Below are 18,997 nucleotides of genomic sequence, written 5' to 3'. Positions count from 1 at the left end.
AACGGTCAGCAACATTAGAGAGTTGCGGCGACCTCATCAGAGATCTCACCATTATGATAAACTTCCTGCACGTCGTCGCAGTCTTCAAGCATATCGATCAGACGCAGCAGTTTCGGTGCGGTTTCTGCATCCATGTCCGCTTTGGTTGACGGGATCATAGAAACTTCAGCAGCATCTGCTTTCAAGCCAGCAGCTTCCAGCGCATCGCGTACCGCACCCATCTCTTCCCAGGCAGTGTAAACGTCAATCGCACCGTCATCATAGGTCACTACGTCTTCAGCACCCGCTTCCAGCGCCGCGTCCATCACTGCGTCTTCATCGCCAGCTTCGAAGGAGATAACGCCTTTTTTGCTGAACAGATAAGAGACCGAACCGTCAGTTCCGAGGTTGCCACCGGTTTTGGTGAACGCATGACGCACTTCAGCAACGGTACGGTTACGGTTGTCGCTCAGGCATTCCACCATAACCGCGGTGCCGCCAGGGCCGTAACCTTCATAAATGATGGTTTCCATGTTCGCGTCATCATCACCGCCAACGCCGCGTGCGATAGCACGGTTCAGCGTGTCACGCGTCATGTTGTTAGCCAGCGCTTTATCGATTGCCGCACGCAGACGTGGGTTAGAACCCGCATCGCCGCCGCCCAGACGCGCTGCGGTAACCAGCTCGCGAATGATTTTAGTAAAGATCTTACCGCGCTTGGCATCCTGTGCCGCTTTGCGGTGTTTGGTGTTGGCCCATTTACTATGACCTGCCATAAAATAATATCTCCAAAAAAGCCTTTTTCCGTCGCCTTTTAGCCCTCAGGCGCGTTGGCTACATTGGCCCTCACCCATCACTTACTCAAGTAAGCTCAGGGTGAAGTCCCAACTTGCCGCCTTCCTGATAACTAAAATTCTGGGGAAAATTAGTTGGCGTTAATTACAAATTCTTCAATCGCCTGCCGGTTGCTCCAGGACTTGGTCAACGTGGCGGCTTCCGACGCATCAACCCAGCGGTAATCCAGATGTTCCGTAAAGACAATCTGGCGTTCATGGGGGAGCGCAAGACGGAACCAAAATTCCGTATTACGCTCGACGCCCGGCGCATAGCGATGACGTAAATGAGAAAATATCTCGAATTCTACCGTGCGCTGACAGTCAACCAAAGCCAGTTGCTCGCAAGCAACGTCAATGGCGACCTCTTCCATTACTTCACGCGCGGCAGCCTGCGGCGCGGTTTCACCCTCTTCCAGGCTGCCGGTAACCGACTGCCAGAACGCAGGATCGTCGCGACGCTGCAACATCAGCACCCGCTTCGTATCTTCGGCATAAATCACCACCAGAACGGAAACGGGCAGCTTGAATGACATCTTACTTATTCTCCAGTGACTCTTTTGTCTCTTTCGCCACAACCTGAATACCCAGTTCGCCCAAGGACGCCGGATTCGCGAAACTTGGCGCTTCGGTCATCAGGCAGGCAGCTGCGGTCGTTTTCGGGAAAGCGATAACGTCACGGATATTATCGGTACCGGTCAGCAGCATGGTCAAACGGTCAAGACCAAATGCCAGACCGGCGTGCGGCGGGGTACCGTATTTCAACGCGTCCAGCAGGAAGCCAAACTTCTCGCGCTGCTCTTGTTCGTTAATGCCCAGAATACCGAACACGGTCTGCTGCATTTCACCACTGTGGATACGCACGGAACCGCCGCCAACTTCATAGCCGTTAATGACCATATCGTAGGCGTTAGCAACAGCGTCTTCCGGCGCCGCTTTCAGCTCGGCGGCAGACATATCTTTCGGCGAGGTGAACGGATGGTGCATCGCGGTCAGGCCACCTTCACCGTCGTCTTCAAACATCGGGAAGTCGATAACCCACAGCGGGGCCCACTTGGCTTCGTCAGTCAGATTCAGGTCTTTACCCAGCTTCAGACGCAGCGCGCCCAGCGCATCGGCAACCACTTTTTTGTTATCTGCGCCGAAGAAGATCATATCGCCATCCTGCGCACCGGTGCGCTCAAGAATGGCTTCAACGATTTCGGCGTTGAGGAATTTAGCTACCGGGCTATTGATGCCTTCGAGGCCTTTCGCCCGCTCGGTCACTTTAATGTAAGCCAGGCCTTTCGCGCCGTAGATCTGCACAAATTTGCCGTATTCATCAATCTGCTTACGCGTCAGCGCGGAACCGCCTGGAACGCGCAGTGCCGCAACGCGGCCTTTGGCATCGTTAGCTGGACCCGCGAAGACCGCGAACTCAACGGATTTGACCAGATCGGCCACGTCCACCAGCTCCATCGGGTTACGCAGGTCTGGTTTGTCTGAACCATAACGGCGTTCGGCTTCAGCGAAGGTCATGATTGGGAAGTCCCCCAGCTCCACGCCTTTCACGTCGTTCCACAGGCTGCGCACCAGCGCTTCCATCACTTCACGCACCTGCTCGGCGGTCATGAAAGAGGTTTCGACGTCGATCTGGGTGAATTCCGGCTGGCGGTCAGCGCGCAGGTCTTCGTCACGGAAGCATTTAACAATCTGATAGTAGCGGTCGAAGCCTGACATCATCAGCAGCTGTTTGAACAGCTGTGGAGACTGCGGCAGCGCGTAGAATTTGCCTTTATGAACGCGAGAAGGCACCAGATAGTCACGCGCACCTTCCGGCGTGGCTTTGGTCAGCATCGGCGTTTCGATATCAAGGAAGCCGTGGTCGTCCATAAAGCGGCGTACGAGGCTGGTGATTTTGGCACGGGTTTTCAGGCGCTGAGCCATTTCCGGGCGACGCAGGTCCAGATAGCGATATTTCAGACGCGCTTCTTCGGTGTTGACGTGGTTGGAATCCAGCGGCAGCGCTTCGGAGCGGTTGATAATTGTCAGATCGGACGCCAGTACTTCGATTGCGCCAGTTGGCATCTCGTTGTTGACGTTTCTTTCGTCACGCGCACGCACGGTGCCGGTTATCTGGATGCAGAACTCATTACGCAGTTCGGAGGCCAGCTTTAATGCATCCGCACGATCCGGATCGAAAAACACCTGCACGATGCCTTCGCGGTCACGCATATCGATAAAGATAAGGCTACCAAGATCACGACGACGGTTGACCCAACCACACAGAGTCACTTGCTGCCCTACGTGGGACAGACGGAGCTGTCCGCAATATTCTGTACGCATGAGATATCCCTTAACTTAGCCGCAGGCGGATTGTTGCCTGCCTTGCAGGCGACGAGGTCGCAGCTTTAGCTGATGTCACAACTGAATGAAAAAAGGCGGCTATTATACTGGAAATTATGCCGTACGATAAGCCCGGCACAGCGTGCTACGTTGCTTTGCCGTGCGCTTATTGCCTGTGCTCACAAAAATTAACAAAATTTGTTACCCTCGAGCAGGATCGGCAACGGTATTGTAGCGGCCAGACAACAAAAGAAGATACGGGGATATCATGTTAGAACTCAATGCAAAAAATACCGCGCTGGTGATCATCGACCTGCAAGAAGGTATTTTACCCTTCGCCGGCGGGCCACACCGCGCGGATGAAGTGGTTGAGCGGGCCGCGAAGCTGGCCAAAAAATGCCGCCAGCAGGGTTCCCCGGTGGTGATGGTACGCGTTGGCTGGTCGACTGATTTCGCTGAAGCACTGAAGCAACCCGTTGACGCCCAGGCCGGTGCGCACGCATTGCCAGAAAACTGGTGGACCTATCCGCTCGCGCTGGGTAAGCAGGATAGCGATGTTGAAGTCACTAAACGCCAGTGGGGCGCGTTTTACGGCACCGACCTTGAATTACAGCTCCGCCGTCGCGGTATCGATACCATTATTCTGTGCGGTATTTCGACCAATATCGGCGTCGAATCTACAGCGCGTAACGCCTGGGAACTGGGCTTTAATCTGATTATTGTCGAAGACGCCTGTAGCGCAGCCTCCGCCGACCAGCACCAGGGCAGCATGACGAATATTTTCCCGCGTATCGCCCGCGTGCGCAGCACCGAGGAAGTCCTTTCGGCTTTATGATCTATATTGGGCTTCCCCAGTGGGCGCATCCGAAGTGGGTGCGCCTGGGTATCACCAGTCTTGAAGAGTATGCTCGCCACTTTAACTGCGTGGAGGGCAACACCACCCTGTACGCCTTACCGAAAGCCGAGATCGTCAGGCGCTGGTATGAACAAACTCACGATGACTTTCGCTTTTGCTTTAAGTTTCCGGCCACCATTTCGCACCAGGCGGCGCTGCGCAACTGCGACGACTTAAGTCATGAATTTTTCACCCGTCTGGCCCCGCTGGCATCGCGCATCGGTCAATACTGGCTACAGCTGCCCGCCACCTTCGGCCCACGGGATCTCCCTGCCCTGTGGAACTTCCTCGACGGTCTTCCGCGTGAGTTCAGCTACGGCGTTGAGGTACGACATCCGGAGTTTTTCGCTAAAGGTGAAGCGGAACAGCAATTAAATCGCGGACTACATCAGCGTAGCGTCAATCGCGTGATCCTCGATAGCCGCCCGGTGCATAGCGCCATCGCCCGAACCCCGGCGATGATCGATGCGCAAAAAAAGAAACCTAAAGTACCGGTCCATGCGCTGGTGACGGCCCACCACCCACTGGTGCGTTTTATCGGCAGCGACGATATGGCGCAAAATCGTGATCTCTTTGGCGTCTGGTTGCAAAAATTACCGCAGTGGACGCAAACAACAACGCCGTATTTATTCCTCCACACCCCAGACATTGCCCAGGCTCCGGAGCTGGTCGATACTCTGTGGAACGATCTGCGTACCGCCCTACCGGAAATAGGTGATGCGCCTTCAATTCCGCAGCAAAGCACTCTTTTCTGATATCCTGCTATCCTGAATGGAGCCACCGGACGGAATGAAAGGGAGTTTTTAGTATGGTCAGCGCGCTGTATGCGGTTCTAGGTGCGTTATTGCTTATTAAGTTTTCTTACGACGTTGTCCGCCTGCGAACACAATATCGCGTCGGCTACGGCGACGGCGGTTTCAGCGAGCTGCAGGTTGCTATCCGCGTACATGGAAACGCAGTCGAATATGTCCCCATCGGACTGATTTTGCTACTGTTTATGGAAATGAACGGTGCGCAAATCTGGATGATTCACGTTTGCGGGATTTTACTGATTGCCGGACGCCTGATGCACTCTTACGGTTTTCATCATCGTCTGTATCGCTGGCGTCGTTCCGGCATGAGCGCCACCTGGTGCTCATTGTTGCTGATGGTGCTGGCTAACTTCTGGTATATGCCCTGGGAGTTGGTTTTCTCCGTCCGTTAGCGCACAATACGCCGTTTTCGATTTTTCGGGTTTAACGTTATGTCTCACCGCGATACGCTTTTTTCCGCGCCGATTGCCAGTCTCGGCGACTGGACCTTTGATGAACGGGTTGCTGAAGTCTTCCCGGATATGATCCAGCGTTCTGTTCCCGGCTATTCCAATATTATTTCGATGATCGGCATGCTGGCTGAGCGCTTCGTTCAGCCAGACACCCAGGTCTACGATCTTGGCTGCTCGCTCGGCGCAGCGACGCTGTCTATACGCCGCAACATTGCACATTCTGGATGCAAAATTGTTGCTATCGATAACTCCCCGGCGATGGTCGAGCGCTGCCGTCGTCATATCGAGGCCTATAAAGCACCGACGCCAGTCGAGGTTATTGAAGGCGATATCCGCCACGTCACTATTGAGAACGCCTCGATGGTGGTGCTGAATTTCACAATTCAGTTTCTGGAGCCAAACGAACGGCAGGCCATTCTGGATAAGGTCTATCAGGGGCTGAATCCGGGCGGCGCATTGGTGCTGTCGGAGAAATTCAGCTTTGAAGACAACAATGTCGGCGAGCTGCTGTTTAACATGCATCACGACTTTAAACGCGCCAACGGCTATAGCGAGCTGGAAATCAGCCAAAAGCGCAGCATGCTGGAAAACGTCATGCTCACCGATTCCGTAGAGACCCACAAAGCGCGCCTGCGTAAAGCGGGTTTCGAACATGCTGAACTGTGGTTCCAGTGTTTTAACTTCGGGTCGTTAATCGCCGTAAAATCCGGGGAAGCGGTATGATTGATTTCAGTAACTTTTATCAATTGATTGCCAAAAGCCCGCTATCGCACTGGCTGGAGACCCTGCCCGCGCAGGTTGCGACCTGGCAACGCGAAGCGCTGCACGGCAAATATCGTGAGTGGGAACGTGCCGTTGAATTTCTGCCTGAATTTGCGCCGTACCGCCTGGATCTGCTGCACAGCGTGACCGCTGAGAGCGAAAAACCGCTCGGCGAGGGCCACCGACTGCGCATTGAAAACCTGCTGAAGAATTTGATGCCGTGGCGTAAAGGGCCTTATTCGCTTTACGGCGTGAACATCGATACTGAATGGCGTTCCGACTGGAAATGGGAACGCGTGTTGCCGCATCTTTCTGACCTCACCGGGCGCACTATTCTTGATGTCGGCTGCGGCAGTGGCTACCACATGTGGCGCATGATTGGCGCCGGAGCTCATCTGGCGGTCGGCATCGATCCAACGCAGTTGTTCCTCTGCCAGTTTGAAGCGGTACGTAAACTGCTGGGCAACGACCAGCGTGCGCATCTGCTGCCGCTGGGCATCGAGCAACTTCCGGCGCTGAACGCCTTTGATACCGTATTTTCAATGGGCGTGCTCTACCATCGCCGCTCCCCGCTCGATCACCTGTGGCAGCTAAAAGATCAGCTGGTTCCCGGCGGTGAGCTGGTACTTGAAACGCTGGTGGTTGAAGGGGACGAAAATACCGTTCTGGTCCCGGGTGACCGCTATGCCCAGATGCGTAACGTCTACTTTATCCCGTCTGCCGCCGCGCTGAAGATGTGGCTGGAGAAGTGCGGGTTTATCGACGTGCGCATTGTTGATGCATGCGTGACCTCAACCGATGAACAGCGCCGCACCGAGTGGATGACCACCGAATCGCTGGCCGAATTCCTCGACCCGAACGACAGCAGCAAAACCCTCGAAGGCTACCCAGCCCCGCTGCGCGCGGTGATTATTGCGAGCAAACCAGAAACGCAGCAGTCGTTAGCGGCGAAAGAAAAAAGCAGGCTGATAAGCTAACGCGGATTTTGGATAAAAAAAGGCCCCTGTTTAATGGGCAGGGGCCTGGTACGGGCAATCATCATATTGGGCGACATGATGTGCAGCTAAAAACGGTTTAATCTCTCCGTGCGGAAATAATTTGCTTCATTTCCGCTACCGCTTTGCCATTCACGGCATAGCGTAAGTATTCATCAGCATCGGCATCCGTAGACATCGACAATCCGGGGTTGCGAAAGCGCATCGGCGACGGTAACCACTGGCCTGCCGAGCTGTGTACCTCTTTCACCCCCGCCTGCAAAAACACCGACAGGTTGGCAGCGCGGACACCCGCACCAGCCATAATGATTGGAGTATCGCTTCGGGAAATAAGTTCCCTGATTAATGAAATTCCTTTTTCGGCAGACGCCTGTTGGCCTGATGTCAGGATACGTTTAATGCCGAGATCTGACAGCTCAGAGCAGGCCTGGCGCGGGTCGGAGCACATATCAAAGGCACGATGAAAAGTGACTGCAAGGGTTCCCGCTGCTGCCATAATTTTTTCCATTCGCGTCGTATCAATCTGGCCGTCAGCATCCAGAATACCGATCACCAGCCCGGGAAACCCTAATTCTCGTACAGCGATGACATCATCAAGCATCGCCGCAAACTCGCCTGCGGTGTAGCAAAAGTCACCGCCGCGCGGACGAATAATCGGATGAACGGGGATCGTCACCGTATCACGAACCGATTTAAGAACGCCCAGCGAAGGCGTCAGGCCGCCTTCCTGCGGCGCGGCGCAAAGCTCAATGCGATCGGCACCGCTACGCTGCGCTTCTTGCGCGCACTCCATGCTGTAACAGCACACTTCCAGTAAAGTCATTCTTCTCTCCGTTGACATCGCAGGCACGACAGAATGTCACGATTTTTTGCTTCAGACGCCGCGTCACTTCACACTGTCACCGTTCAGATTGTTCGCTGGCGACAATTTGCTCAATCGACCACGGATGGAATTTGATAGTGACCTTACCATCCGTCACCGCCAGCGTCGGGTTCGGCAGTCGCTCGCGTTCCCCTTTCGGTGAGCTGGTTTTGACAAAAATCCCTGGCTGGCTGAGCCCTTCATCAGAAAGCAGCGCCAGCGCACGGGAATTCAGCGATTCAGGCTCACCAGGCAGGACAATTTCGACATGCTCCCAGCCCTCATGCGGATAGCGTTTTTCGCCCGGCCACGGCAGTTCAACAATGCTAAAGCGCCAGTGTGCCACGCAAATTGGCTCATCCAGTTTAAATAAACAGATCGGGCGACCGTTGATGATATTCTCCGACAGCAGCGTAGCGCATTGTTCAAAGCCGCGCCTCCAGCGCTCTGCCGTCGTATTCTGGTGGCAGCGCAGGGAAATATGGTCGGCATCATGCGGCGCAATATCGAGACCAAGCCGGCCAGCAAGCGCATTTAGCGCCTCGGTGAAACGCGGCAGGTCCGCAGAAATATCGTCCAGTTCATCAATTTGCTGCCAGTTTGCCATTGTAAGCCTCGGTACTCGCTAAAAAGAGCTAATCTAGCGCGTTTCCCCAACCTGACCAACCCGCAATATTCAGTAATAACTCGTGAAAAGTTATTCATTAGGCGCGTGGCTTAGCAACCTATGCGCGGTGCTGACTCATGGGCGCAAATGCAGTATACTCCCGCTCTTATTTGTCCACATTCCAGCGCCGCCCCGTCAGGGTCACGGCGTGTTAAACGTAAGGTATTTCGGTGAATATTCAGGCTCTTCTCTCAGAAAAAGTCAGCCACGCCCTGATCGCGGCAGGTGCGCCCGCCGATTGCGAACCTCAGGTTCGCCAGTCAGCAAAAGTCCAGTTCGGTGACTATCAGGCCAATGGCGTGATGGCCGTTGCTAAAAAACTGGGTATGGCGCCGCGACAACTTGCAGAGCAGGTACTGTCTCATCTTGACCTGAACGGCATTGCCAACAAGGTCGAAATCGCCGGTCCGGGCTTTATCAATATTTTCCTCGATCCGCTATTCCTGGCAGAAAACGTCAGCAATGCGCTGAAATCAGAGCGTCTGGGCATAGCTCAGCCGCAGGCGCAAACTGTGGTCGTTGACTACTCCGCACCGAACGTGGCGAAAGAGATGCACGTGGGTCACCTGCGCTCGACCATTATTGGCGATGCCGCAGTGCGAACCCTGGAGTTCCTCGGCCATAAAGTGATCCGCGCTAACCACGTTGGCGATTGGGGCACCCAGTTCGGTATGCTGATCGCTTATCTGGAAAAACAGCAGCAGGAAAACGCCGGTGAAATGGCGCTGGCGGACCTCGAAGGTTTCTATCGCGAAGCGAAAAAACACTACGACGAAGATGAAGCCTTCGCCGAACGCGCGCGTAGCTACGTGGTTAAGCTACAGGGCGGCGATGAGTATTTCCGCGAAATGTGGCGCAAGCTCGTTGACATTACTATGTCGCAAAACCAGTTAACCTATAACCGCCTGAACGTGACGCTGACCCGTGACGACGTGATGGGTGAAAGCCTGTATAACCCGATGCTGCCGGGTATCGTTGCTGACCTGAAAGCCAAAGGTCTGGCTGTAGAGAGCGAAGGCGCAACCGTGGTGTTCCTTGATGAGTACAAAAACAAGGAAGGCGAACCGATGGGCGTCATCATCCAGAAGAAGGATGGCGGCTACCTCTACACCACCACCGATATCGCCTGCGCAAAATACCGTTACGAGAATCTGCATGCCGATCGCGTGCTGTATTACATCGATTCACGCCAGCACCAGCACCTGATGCAGGCGTGGACCATCGTGCGTAAAGCAGGCTATGTGCCGGATTCCGTGCCGCTGGAGCACCACATGTTCGGCATGATGCTCGGCAAAGACGGCAAACCGTTTAAAACCCGCGCTGGCGGCACCGTGAAGCTCACCGACCTGCTGGATGAGGCGCTGGAACGCGCCCGCCGTCTGGTGACCGAGAAAAACCCGGATATGCCTGCCGAAGAGCTGGAAAAACTGGCGAACGCGGTCGGGATTGGCGCGGTGAAATACGCCGATCTGTCGAAAAACCGGACCACCGACTATATCTTCGACTGGGACAACATGCTGGCATTTGAGGGCAACACCGCGCCTTACATGCAGTATGCTTATACCCGCGTGCTCTCGGTATTCCGTAAAGCGGATATTGATGAAAGCGCGCTGGTGGCGGCTCCGGTTATTATCACCGAAGACCGTGAAGCCCAACTGGCTGCCCACCTGCTGCAGTTTGAAGAGACGCTAACCGTTGTCGCACGTGAAGGCACTCCGCATGTAATGTGTTCTTATCTGTACGATCTGGCGGGCCTGTTCTCTGGTTTCTACGAGCACTGCCCGATCCTGAGCGCCGAAAGCGAAGAGACGCGCAACAGCCGCCTGAAGCTGGCGCAGCTGACCGCGAAAACGCTGAAGCTGGGTCTGGATACGCTGGGTATTGAGACCGTAGAGCGTATGTAATTTGCAGGAAAAACCCGGCAAGCGCCGGGTTTGCCGGGTGGCGGCTAACGCCTTACCCGGCCTACGTTTACTTTCCCCATCTCAAAAATACTTCCGCAGATACTCCGTCAAACACAGGATCGCCATCGCCTGGCCATACGGCATCGACGTGAGCGGAATTTCACGATAAAAATCGAGATTCGAGCCCATTCCGGTACCGAATGAGGTTTGCAGCAATTCCCCTTCAGGAGAGATATTCTGCACGATACCGCGAATCGCTTTCTCCCCCACTTCTGCATATTCCTGGCTCACATAGCGCTTGCGTACCGCTTTTAGGATCCCGTAGGCAAAACCGGCGGTGGCCGATGCTTCCAGATAGGAGTTTGGGTCATCAAGCAGCGTATGCCACAGGCCGCTGTCGTCCTGGCAACGAGCCAGCGCCGCGATCTGCGCATTCAGCACCTGCACCAGAAAACGGCGAACGGCGCTGCTTTCAGGTAGATCCACCAGCTCAAGAAAATCCGGGATCACGATGGTCAACCAGCTATTGCCGCGTGCCCAGCGAGCCCTGGCGAAATTATGCTGCCCCTCGTAATTCCAGCCGTGGAACCACAGGCCGGTCTCGCGGTCCATCAGGTTCTGCACGTGCAGCAGGAATTGATACACCGCTTCCTCTACATATTCCGGGCGATTGAGCAGTTTGCCGATTTTAGCCAGCGGCAGGACGGTCATCATCAGCGTGTCGTCCCACATCTGCTGATGATTCTCTTCCGCCAGGGTGATGTGCTGCATGCCGCCAAACTCGGTACGCGGCATGTCGCGCATCGCCCACTCCGCCCAGCTATCGAGCCAGGGCAGATATGCGCTATTGCCCGTCTCTTCATAGCGATAAGCCAGTGTCAGAAACGGTGCCATGGTATTGACGTTTTTGGTGGTCGCCCCTTCGGCAAAGCGCTCAGTGAACCAGCTATCGATAATCTCACGCATCGCTGTATCGCCGGTCTGCTGGTAATACTGATAGATGCCGTACAGGCCAACCCCGTGGGTCCACTCCCAGCCGTTCCAGCCTTTGGTGTCAATGATGCGCCCATCGTCCAGCCGCAGTAAAAATTGCCCGCTTTCATCCTGAATATTGACCAGATTATGGGTCACTTTCTGAATCAGCGCTTGCAGTTCATTGCGGGCGATAAAACGCTCTGGCTGACGCAGTAATGGGCTATGTTTGACAGGCCAAACCTTCATATCCTTAACCTCTGTTATATGTCGAATTCAATTCTGAACGTTGCTTCAACGGCGGCGCGGCAGGTTTATTGCGGTTCAGGTAACCGATATTGTTGTTGCCCCACAGGGATTCGTACGGCATCCCGGCCAGCATCTCCACCACTTCACGATCCTGAGCGGTCGCCATTTCCGGCTGCGCACGACCGGACTCGCGCATTTTGAGCGTTTCAGTACGCAGAACGCTGTGGGTTTGCAGGTTGAGCTTAAAACGCAGAGAGACAAGAAAACCGCAGGCCAGCACCACTAATGTCCCCACGCTGAGGATCATCAGGATTGTGTGGCTGACTTCATAAGGCTGGGTTTTCTGTCCGGAGACAAAACCGGACATCTGCATAATGATCCCCACCAGCATCACCGCGCCCGCCTGGGAGGCTTTACGGGTTAGCGTCATGATCCCGGCAAAGATCCCTTCACGGCGCTGTCCGGTAATCACTTCATCCACGTCAGCAATATAGGTGTAGGTATTCCATGGTACATAGTTGATACCGCCGCGTCCCAGGCCTGCAACTGCGGAAATGAGCAGCAGCAGCGAGTAAACATCGCTGAGCCCGGCGTAATACAGCACCGCGTAGGAGAGCGAGCTCAGACCAAACAGCACCACCACCATCCGGTACGATGGGGCAGGTCCGAAGCGGATGCACAGCGGGATCATGGCGATAACCGCGATAAACTGGAAGATAGCCATGGTGCCGAGCAGGTTAGAGGCCATAGAGGCTTCCTGCATCAGCACAAACACCACATAGTAGGTAAAGACCGCGTTGAACACGTCCTGAGCGATATAGCCCCCCAGATACATGCCCAGATGCTGGCGGAAAATCTTAATCCGCAAGGTGGAGCTTAACTCAATAAACAGGCGGTTAAGGCTCTGGGACAGGGTCAGGTTTTGCTTCTCCTCTTCTGCCCGTAGTGCCGCTTCCGTCCACTCTTCTCGCGGGCGCTCCCAGGTAAAGAACCAGACAAAGGTCAGCATCATTGCGCACAGTACCGAGAACACCAGGCTCGCATAGAAGAAAGAGACCGCATTATCCTTACCGAAGATAGTCAGCAGGACGCCCGGCAGGAAGGAAGCCAGAATCGCCGACATCTGCGCCATCGAAATACGCGCGCCGGAGAATTTGGTTTTCTGTTTAAAGTCATCGGTCATCTCCGGCACCAACGTTTCATACGGCACCAGAATCATGGTGTAGACAATATCAAACAGCAGATAAGTCAGCAGGTAGTACCAGAAGCCCATGTCCCCTACCCACATAATGGAGTAGCTAAAGACGAGCGGGATACCCAGCAGGATAAAGAACTTACGTCTGCCAAAACGTTTACCCAGCCAGGTCGAACCGAAGTTATCCGTCAGGAAGCCCATCAGCGGACTGATCACCGCATCCAGAACCCTGGCAGTGGCAAAGATAAGCGTCGCCTCAATCGGGGAAAGGCCGCAAAAGGTGGTGTAGAAGTAGAGCAGCCATGCTGCAGTCAGTGCTGTGGTCCCCGCACCGAGGAAATCGCCCGATCCGTAGGCAAGGTAGTTAACCAAACCGATTTTACGTGTTTTCATCGCCGTAAATCCTGTGTCTTTTTTTAGAGAACTCCGACAATCCTTTTAGCGACTTCAGCCAAAAATGGAGTTGATATAGGACTACAGTAAGAGCATGGAAACGGCGTTACCTTTTCATTTTTGCCAGCCAAAAGCGTTCGATGGCAAAAATACAAAGAGTAGAGGGACATGCCTCACCTATTTATAAAACAATGTTTCTTTTAATACAAAAGATCGGACCATTAATGAGAAATAGTTCTTTTGCAGATGAAACATAGCTCTTTTTTTCCGCTGCTGATAAACCTTGCGAAAGCTAAGGAATCGGAGTAAAGACAATAGAAAAGGGTTATTTTGCGTATTTCAAGGAGGCTTGATGCCCTACTCACATCTGCTAGTCGCCGTTGCGCCGACCCCGGAAAGCCGGGTGCTAATTCAGAAAGCCGTTTCTATCGCCCGTCCGGTCAATGCCAAAGTTAGCCTGATCACGCTGGCGACGGACCCGGAGCTGTATAACCAGTTTGCAGCGCCGATGATGGAAAACTTACGGGAAATAATGCAGGAAGAGACGCGCGGTTTTCTGGCCGAACTCGTCCGCCACGCCGATTATCCTATCGAGAAGACGATTATCGCCAGCGGCGGGTTAGGTCATCACGTGAAGGATTTCTGCCAGCAGCATCGCGTTGACCTGGTGATTTGCGGTAACCATAATCAAAGCCTGTTTTCGCGCGCTACCTGCTCAGCGAAGGATATCGTCGGCAGCAGCGGCGTTGACGTGCTGCTGGTTTGTCTTGAAAAGGGCTAGCGCCGGGGAAGCGCCAGCCGCTCAGCCTCTAGGCGAGTTTGGGGAAGGTCGCCACCTTGCGTTCTAAGTGACTCTCCTCGCTCCTTGGCTCAATCTGCTTTAGATCAGCAATAAACCGCGCCTGCCAGTGGTGAATATCGTTCTCTTTAATCACCGCTAACATAGCCGAATGGCGCGTGATGCGTTCTGCCAGCGGCATGGTTAATGCCCGGTCCAGCGCGGCAGCGACCTCATCACGATCGTAAGGATTGACGATTAACGCTGTAGGCAGTTCATTCGCCGCGCCGGCAAACTGCGACAACACCAGCACGCCCGGGTTTTGCGGATCCTGGGCGGCCACATACTCTTTCGCCACCAGATTCATGCCATCGCGCAGCGGCGTGACCAGGCCAACGTCTGAATAGCGGAAGATTTTCATCAACAGCTTGCGTTCAAAATGCTGGTTCAGGTAATAGAGCGGCGTCCAGCCCAACTGACCATACTGACCGTTAATCCGTCCGGCTGCGGTTTCCAACTGATGACGAATATCCTGATAGGCCTGAACATCACCGCGCGAAGTCGGCGCAATTTGGGTATAGCGAATCTTGCCGTGATGCTGCGGATAGTTCTCCAGCAGCGCCTCATAGGCCAGAAAACGTTCCGGTAAACCTTTCGAATAGTCCAGCCGTTCAACGGAAAAGATATTTTGTACGCCCTTAAGTTCGCTTTTCAGTTGCGCCAGTTTTGGCGGTAACGGCCCTTTTGCGCTGCGCGCAATTTCATCGGGATCGATGCCTATCGGATAAACTTCTGTGTGGAAAGGCTTGCCCCACGCGAGATGCTTTTTCCCACCGCGTGTCGTCACGCGGGTCTGCATTGATACGCTGTCGAGAAACGCCAGCCGGTCACTCTCTGTCTGGAATCCCAGCAGGTCGTAATCGCAAAGTCCCTCAAGCAGTTCAGCATGCGGCGGCAATGCATTAAAAATTTCGGGCGTCGGAAACGGGATATGTAAAAAGAAGCCAATGCGATTATTTACCCCGCGCTGACGCAGTTCACTGGCCAATGGCAGTAAGTGATAATCATGGATCCAGACAATGTCGTCAGGTTCAATTAGCGGCAGCAGCTTATCAGCCAGCGTGGAATTCACCCGCTGATACCCTTCCCAGGCCTCGCGCTGAAAATTCACTAAATCAAGGCGATAGTGAAACGCGGGCCACAATACGGCATTGGAAAAACGATTGTAATATTCGTCGTGATCCTGCTCGCTAAGGTTGAAAGAGGCCCAGGTAATATTCCCCTGAGTCACCTTTTTCAGCGGCTGCTGGTCGTCACCGATTTCCCCACTCCAGCCGAACCACAATCCTCCAGCTGCTTTTAACGCCCCCATAATCCCCACGGCCAGGCCACCGGCGCTGGCCTTTTTGTCATCCGGCGGGGCAATACGATTAGATACTACGACTAAGCGACCCATAGCCATCTCTCCTGTCGGTTAGCGCGTCTGGTTGTTGCCCATTATTCGCGATGTTATTTATCCAAAGATGTACTGCGGCCACGTCCGGCAAGCGCCAGCGCGCCTGCGTTTCGCCACCCGCCACTTTGACCGATACGCCACCCAATTGATTGACGACGCCAAAACCCGCTTCATCGGTTAAGTCATCACCGACGAATACCGGTTTACGTCCCTTGAATGGCGCTTCCTGCATAAAAGCGGCAATCGCCTCGCCCTTATTCACTCCGCGCGGTTTGATCTCCACCACGCATTTACCTGGCTGCAGCGCCAAAATAGGATGGCGCTGCACGATTTCTTGCGCCAGCGCTAGCACCGCGCTTTGCTGCTGCGGCGCCTGGCGATAGTGCAGCGCGAAAGCCATCCCCTTACTTTCCAGCTCGCAACCTGGTAGCGCAGCCATCGCCGCTGTCAGCTGTGTTGAAAGGGTCTTGATGAGTGAGTCTGGCAGAGTGACGATATGTGTTTCACCATTGATGTCACGGCGCTCAGCCCCGTGAACGCCGGCAAGCGGCAGTCGGAAAGGATGGGTAAGCTCATCGAGCTCAGCCATTGAGCGCCCTGAAATCAATGCCACCGCTCCATTTTGCTGCAGCACAAGCTGGCGCAGCGTTTGTAGAACATCAGCAGGAATAACCACCTGATCGGGATGGGGTTTGATACCGGCAAGCGTGCCGTCGAGGTCAAAGAAAAAAGCGTAGTTTCCGGTTAACGCAGGCGGTACGGAAATCTGGTCAGCCACCCTGGTTCCTCCTTATCATGGCCAGCACAATGCTGGGTGTTAACTAAATGTTAGCCATGTAAGTATAGACAGTGTGACCAGCCTCGCCATTTTTGATAGTCATTGCCAGCACAGCGGGCGCTGGCAATGGTTTAGGATTAAACTGAAAGGTTGGGGATAATCAAACCGTACGTTTCGCTTTTTGTTTGTAGCGGTCAAAGATTACCGCCGCCAGCAGAATCACGCCGCGCACCACATATTGCGAGAACGGCGAGATGTTCAGCAGATTCATGGCATTTTCCACGGTCCCGAGGATCAGGATCCCGGCAACCACGTAGGAAATCTTACCAATCCCGCCTTTTAACGACACGCCGCCCAGCACGCAGGCCGAAATCACAATCAGCTCATAGCCAATCGAGGTCATCGGCTGACCGCTGGTCATACGCGAGGCCAGAATAATCCCTGCCGCTGCGGAAACCAGGCCGGAGAGGACGAAAATGATAATCTTGGTCCGCACCACCGGGACGCCTGCCAGACGCGCAGCTTCTTCGTTACCACCAATCGCCAGGGTATTACGGCCAAAGGTGGTTTTATTCAACAGCAGGCCAAAGATAATCAGGCAGCCAATCGTTAGCCAGATTGGCGCTGGCAGACCAAACCAGTTGGCATAGCCCAGAGCAAAGAAACGCTCATCCTCAATCCCGACCGCTTTACCGTCAGAAATAATATAGGCCAGCCCACGGACGATCTGCATCGTCGCAAGCGTGGTGATCAGGGCGTTGATCTTTAAGCGGGCAATGACAAAACCGTTCACCAGGCCGCTCAACGCGCCCAGCAGCAGGCCAGCCGTAATGCCAATCCACATGCTTTCGGTCAGGTTAATCACCACCGCCGTGGTGACCCCCGCACAGGCGATAACCGAAGCAACCGACAGGTCAAAGTCACCGGATGCCAGGCAAAATAGCATCCCACAGGCCACCATCCCGGACATCGAGATAGCCAGCCCCAGACCTTTCATATTGATAAATGAGGCAAAATTGGGCACAAAAATCACGCAGCCGATAAACAGCACGGCGAAAACAACCAGCATGCCAAACTGATCCCAGATGCGGGAGAAGCTGAAAGCCGACCGGGAAGTACCTGAAGAGGTAACTGATGACATCATAAACTCCTTACTCAGGCGACCGCCTGGCTCACTTTGGGCATCGCAAGGCTCAATGCCTGCTGTTCATTCGCATGTTCATGCAACAATTCACCGGCGATTTCGCCCTCACGCATCACCACGATACGGTCCGCGACGCCGAGAACTTCGGGTAAATCGCTGGAGGCAAAGACCACCGCGACGCCTGATGCCGCTAATGCGTAAATAACGTTGTAAATTTCATGCTTAGCGCCGACATCAATGCCGCGCGTCGGCTCATCGAGCAGGATCACTTTCATCTCTTCCGATAACCAACGGCCAAGAATGGCTTTCTGCTGATTGCCGCCAGAGAGATTCATAATCAGCTGCTCCGGGCCCGGCGTTTTGATGTTGAGCGATTTGATATGCTGGTCAGCGTTTTCCGCTTCCCAGGCGTTGTTAATCACGCAGCCTGCCAGAATATGCTTACGACGTGCGCTGATATTGATGTTGTCGCGCACCGAGTGAACCGGAATAATCCCTTCGGCTTTGCGGTCTTCCGGGCAGAGCATCATTCCAGCCTGAATCGCCTGCGCGGGTTTGCGGATGTCGATAGCGTGGCCGTCAATGTAGACCTGGCCACTGGTTATCCTGCTGCCGCCAAATAAGCCTTTCATCAGCTCGCTGCGCCCGGCCCCAACCAGCCCGAACAGGCCAACGATTTCACCGCTGCGCACCGACAGGCTGATAGGTTGACGCACGCCCGGTGCCTTCACCTGCTCCAGACGCAAGCGTTCGTTGCCGTATTCACGCGGTTGCCAGCCGTAAATATCGCCCAGCTCACGGCCCACCATCGCCTGCACCAGCGCGTCGTGGTTAACCTCTTGCATATTGTCAAATGTGCGCACGTAGCGACCATCTTTGAACACGGTAATGGCATCACTTAATGCAAAAATCTCTTCCATACGGTGAGAGACATAAATAATGACCCTCCCCTCCTCGCGCAGTTCGCGAATAACCCGGAACAGGTTTTCGATTTCCCGCGCAGACAGGGAGCTGGTTGGCTCATCAAAGGCGATGATTTTGGCGTTACGCGCCAGCGCTTTAGCAATCTCCACCATTTGCCACTGACCGATAGAGAGATATTTGAGTGGTGTTTCCGGATCGATATCGAGTCCCAGATGCTCAAGCTGTAAGCGGGCTTCATAATTAAGTAGCGAGCGGTTAACGATCCCGCCCTTGTGTGGAAGCTGTCCGAGGTAGATATTTTCCGCCACGGTCATTTCCGGGATCAGATGCAGTTCCTGATAAATAATTGCCACTCCGGCATTCAAGGCTTCGGTGGTGTGGTTAAACGCCATCTGCTGGCCGCTGATTTGCAGGCTGCCGGCCGTCGGTATGTAGTTGCCGCTGAGCACTTTCAGCAGCGTAGATTTCCCGGCGCCGTTTTCTCCCATCAGGGCGTGAACCTGTCCGGCATAGCAGTCAAAGCTAATATCGGACAGCGCTTTAACGCCCGGGAAAGTCATGGTGATGCCGTGGAATGAGAGATAAGGGGTAGACTGTTGCATAACGACTCCGCTTTTCTGGA

18 protein-coding genes are annotated in these 18,997 nt (G+C 54.3%); 7 read left to right on the top strand and 11 right to left on the bottom strand.

Translation table 11 applies throughout. The features are described from left to right. Positions 1–14: 14 nt before the first annotated feature. The 3 genes from HV213_RS11440 to aspS all read right to left on the bottom strand — a co-directional run bounded on the left by HV213_RS11440 (position 15) and on the right by aspS (position 3,137). Positions 15–755, bottom strand: a complete 741-nt coding sequence (locus HV213_RS11440) for a YebC/PmpR family DNA-binding transcriptional regulator (protein WP_181485779.1) — start codon at positions 753–755, stop codon at positions 15–17. 149 nt (positions 756–904) lie between these two features. Then, positions 905–1,348: a dihydroneopterin triphosphate diphosphatase gene (nudB, locus tag HV213_RS11435; RefSeq protein ID WP_181485778.1), complete on the bottom strand. Its 444-nt coding sequence runs from the start codon at positions 1,346–1,348 to the stop codon at positions 905–907. A gap of 1 nt (position 1,349) precedes the next feature. Beyond that, on the bottom strand, positions 1,350–3,137 hold the full coding sequence (gene aspS, locus HV213_RS11430; RefSeq protein WP_181485777.1) for an aspartate--tRNA ligase: 1,788 nt from the start codon (positions 3,135–3,137) through the stop codon (positions 1,350–1,352). Positions 3,138–3,405: 268 nt separating this feature from the next. On the opposite strand from aspS, the gene HV213_RS11425 reads away from it, so the two are divergent. From HV213_RS11425 to cmoB, 5 genes are read left to right on the top strand one after another with little or no spacing between them, the layout of a single operon-like run. Then, positions 3,406–3,972 carry a hydrolase gene (locus tag HV213_RS11425; RefSeq protein ID WP_181485776.1) on the top strand — a complete coding sequence of 189 codons (567 nt, stop codon included), beginning with the start codon at positions 3,406–3,408 and terminating at the stop codon, positions 3,970–3,972. After that, on the top strand, positions 3,969–4,787 hold the full coding sequence (locus HV213_RS11420) for a DUF72 domain-containing protein (protein ID WP_181485775.1): 819 nt from the start codon (positions 3,969–3,971) through the stop codon (positions 4,785–4,787). Before HV213_RS11425 ends, HV213_RS11420 begins: the two co-directional genes overlap by 4 nt. A gap of 53 nt (positions 4,788–4,840) precedes the next feature. After that, positions 4,841–5,236 carry an MAPEG family protein gene (locus HV213_RS11415; protein WP_110274320.1) on the top strand — a complete coding sequence of 132 codons (396 nt, stop codon included), beginning with the start codon at positions 4,841–4,843 and terminating at the stop codon, positions 5,234–5,236. Between the two features lie 39 nt (positions 5,237–5,275). Then, a complete protein-coding gene (gene cmoA, locus HV213_RS11410) occupies positions 5,276–6,019 on the top strand; it encodes a carboxy-S-adenosyl-L-methionine synthase CmoA (RefSeq protein ID WP_181485774.1) in 744 nt (247 codons plus the stop codon). Further along, complete coding sequence (cmoB, locus tag HV213_RS11405; protein ID WP_181485773.1) at positions 6,016–7,035, top strand: tRNA 5-methoxyuridine(34)/uridine 5-oxyacetic acid(34) synthase CmoB; 1,020 nt, start codon at positions 6,016–6,018, stop codon at positions 7,033–7,035. The genes cmoA and cmoB overlap by 4 nt, the downstream gene beginning before the upstream one ends. A 97-nt stretch (positions 7,036–7,132) precedes the next feature. Here cmoB and cutC read toward each other — a convergent pair whose 3' ends face one another. Further along, positions 7,133–7,876 (bottom strand): copper homeostasis protein CutC, encoded by a 744-nt coding sequence (cutC, locus tag HV213_RS11400; RefSeq protein WP_181485772.1) that lies wholly within the window; start codon positions 7,874–7,876, stop codon positions 7,133–7,135. Positions 7,877–7,952: 76 nt separating this feature from the next. Next, entirely contained in the window at positions 7,953–8,522 is a 570-nt protein-coding gene (locus HV213_RS11395) for a VOC family protein (protein ID WP_181485771.1), read from the bottom strand. A 230-nt stretch (positions 8,523–8,752) separates the two neighbouring features. Here HV213_RS11395 and argS point away from each other — a divergent pair, with 230 nt between their 5' ends. After that, positions 8,753–10,486 (top strand): arginine--tRNA ligase, encoded by a 1,734-nt coding sequence (gene argS, locus HV213_RS11390; protein WP_181485770.1) that lies wholly within the window; start codon positions 8,753–8,755, stop codon positions 10,484–10,486. An 81-nt stretch (positions 10,487–10,567) separates the two neighbouring features. On the opposite strand, the gene bglB is transcribed toward argS, so the two are convergent. Further along, the gene (gene bglB / locus HV213_RS11385) at positions 10,568–11,707 is read right to left on the bottom strand and encodes a beta-galactosidase BglB (RefSeq protein WP_181485769.1); all 1,140 of its coding nucleotides are present in this window, start codon (positions 11,705–11,707) and stop codon (positions 10,568–10,570) included. Positions 11,708–11,711: 4 nt separating this feature from the next. Then, complete coding sequence (locus tag HV213_RS11380; RefSeq protein WP_181485768.1) at positions 11,712–13,295, bottom strand: MFS transporter; 1,584 nt, start codon at positions 13,293–13,295, stop codon at positions 11,712–11,714. Between the two features lie 352 nt (positions 13,296–13,647). Between HV213_RS11380 and uspC the strand changes: the two genes are divergently transcribed. After that, positions 13,648–14,076: a universal stress protein UspC gene (gene uspC / locus HV213_RS11375; RefSeq protein WP_181485767.1), complete on the top strand. Its 429-nt coding sequence runs from the start codon at positions 13,648–13,650 to the stop codon at positions 14,074–14,076. A gap of 28 nt (positions 14,077–14,104) precedes the next feature. On the opposite strand, the gene otsA is transcribed toward uspC, so the two are convergent. The 4 genes from otsA to araG form a co-directional block, all read right to left on the bottom strand. Continuing rightward, positions 14,105–15,529, bottom strand: coding sequence for an alpha,alpha-trehalose-phosphate synthase (gene otsA / locus HV213_RS11370; protein WP_181485766.1), 1,425 nt, complete (start codon positions 15,527–15,529; stop codon positions 14,105–14,107). Next, a complete protein-coding gene (gene otsB, locus HV213_RS11365; protein WP_181485765.1) occupies positions 15,504–16,307 on the bottom strand; it encodes a trehalose-phosphatase in 804 nt (267 codons plus the stop codon). The genes otsA and otsB overlap by 26 nt, the downstream gene beginning before the upstream one ends. A gap of 160 nt (positions 16,308–16,467) precedes the next feature. Beyond that, entirely contained in the window at positions 16,468–17,448 is a 981-nt protein-coding gene (araH, locus tag HV213_RS11360; RefSeq protein WP_181486392.1) for an L-arabinose ABC transporter permease AraH, read from the bottom strand. 14 nt (positions 17,449–17,462) lie between these two features. Next, positions 17,463–18,977 carry an L-arabinose ABC transporter ATP-binding protein AraG gene (araG, locus tag HV213_RS11355; RefSeq protein WP_181485764.1) on the bottom strand — a complete coding sequence of 505 codons (1,515 nt, stop codon included), beginning with the start codon at positions 18,975–18,977 and terminating at the stop codon, positions 17,463–17,465. Positions 18,978–18,997 lie beyond the last annotated feature (20 nt).

Source organism: Klebsiella sp. RHBSTW-00484, from assembly GCF_013705725.1.
Lineage (GTDB): Bacteria > Pseudomonadota > Gammaproteobacteria > Enterobacterales > Enterobacteriaceae > Klebsiella.
This window is presented reverse-complemented; position numbering and strand designations above follow the sequence as displayed.

Coding starts and splice junctions, on each gene's coding strand:
- cmoB (WP_181485773.1), top strand. CDS start 6,016: ATGATTGATTTCAGTAACTTTTATCAATTGATTGCCAAAAGCCCGCTA.
- HV213_RS11395 (WP_181485771.1), bottom strand. CDS start 8,522: ATGGCAAACTGGCAGCAAATTGATGAACTGGACGATATTTCTGCGGAC.
- araH (WP_181486392.1), bottom strand. CDS start 17,448: ATGTCATCAGTTACCTCTTCAGGTACTTCCCGGTCGGCTTTCAGCTTC.
- araG (WP_181485764.1), bottom strand. CDS start 18,977: ATGCAACAGTCTACCCCTTATCTCTCATTCCACGGCATCACCATGACT.
- cutC (WP_181485772.1), bottom strand. CDS start 7,876: ATGACTTTACTGGAAGTGTGCTGTTACAGCATGGAGTGCGCGCAAGAA.
- HV213_RS11420 (WP_181485775.1), top strand. CDS start 3,969: ATGATCTATATTGGGCTTCCCCAGTGGGCGCATCCGAAGTGGGTGCGC.
- HV213_RS11425 (WP_181485776.1), top strand. CDS start 3,406: ATGTTAGAACTCAATGCAAAAAATACCGCGCTGGTGATCATCGACCTG.
- HV213_RS11415 (WP_110274320.1), top strand. CDS start 4,841: ATGGTCAGCGCGCTGTATGCGGTTCTAGGTGCGTTATTGCTTATTAAG.
- uspC (WP_181485767.1), top strand. CDS start 13,648: ATGCCCTACTCACATCTGCTAGTCGCCGTTGCGCCGACCCCGGAAAGC.
- HV213_RS11380 (WP_181485768.1), bottom strand. CDS start 13,295: ATGAAAACACGTAAAATCGGTTTGGTTAACTACCTTGCCTACGGATCG.
- nudB (WP_181485778.1), bottom strand. CDS start 1,348: ATGTCATTCAAGCTGCCCGTTTCCGTTCTGGTGGTGATTTATGCCGAA.
- bglB (WP_181485769.1), bottom strand. CDS start 11,707: ATGAAGGTTTGGCCTGTCAAACATAGCCCATTACTGCGTCAGCCAGAG.
- otsA (WP_181485766.1), bottom strand. CDS start 15,529: ATGGGTCGCTTAGTCGTAGTATCTAATCGTATTGCCCCGCCGGATGAC.
- aspS (WP_181485777.1), bottom strand. CDS start 3,137: ATGCGTACAGAATATTGCGGACAGCTCCGTCTGTCCCACGTAGGGCAG.
- cmoA (WP_181485774.1), top strand. CDS start 5,276: ATGTCTCACCGCGATACGCTTTTTTCCGCGCCGATTGCCAGTCTCGGC.
- HV213_RS11440 (WP_181485779.1), bottom strand. CDS start 755: ATGGCAGGTCATAGTAAATGGGCCAACACCAAACACCGCAAAGCGGCA.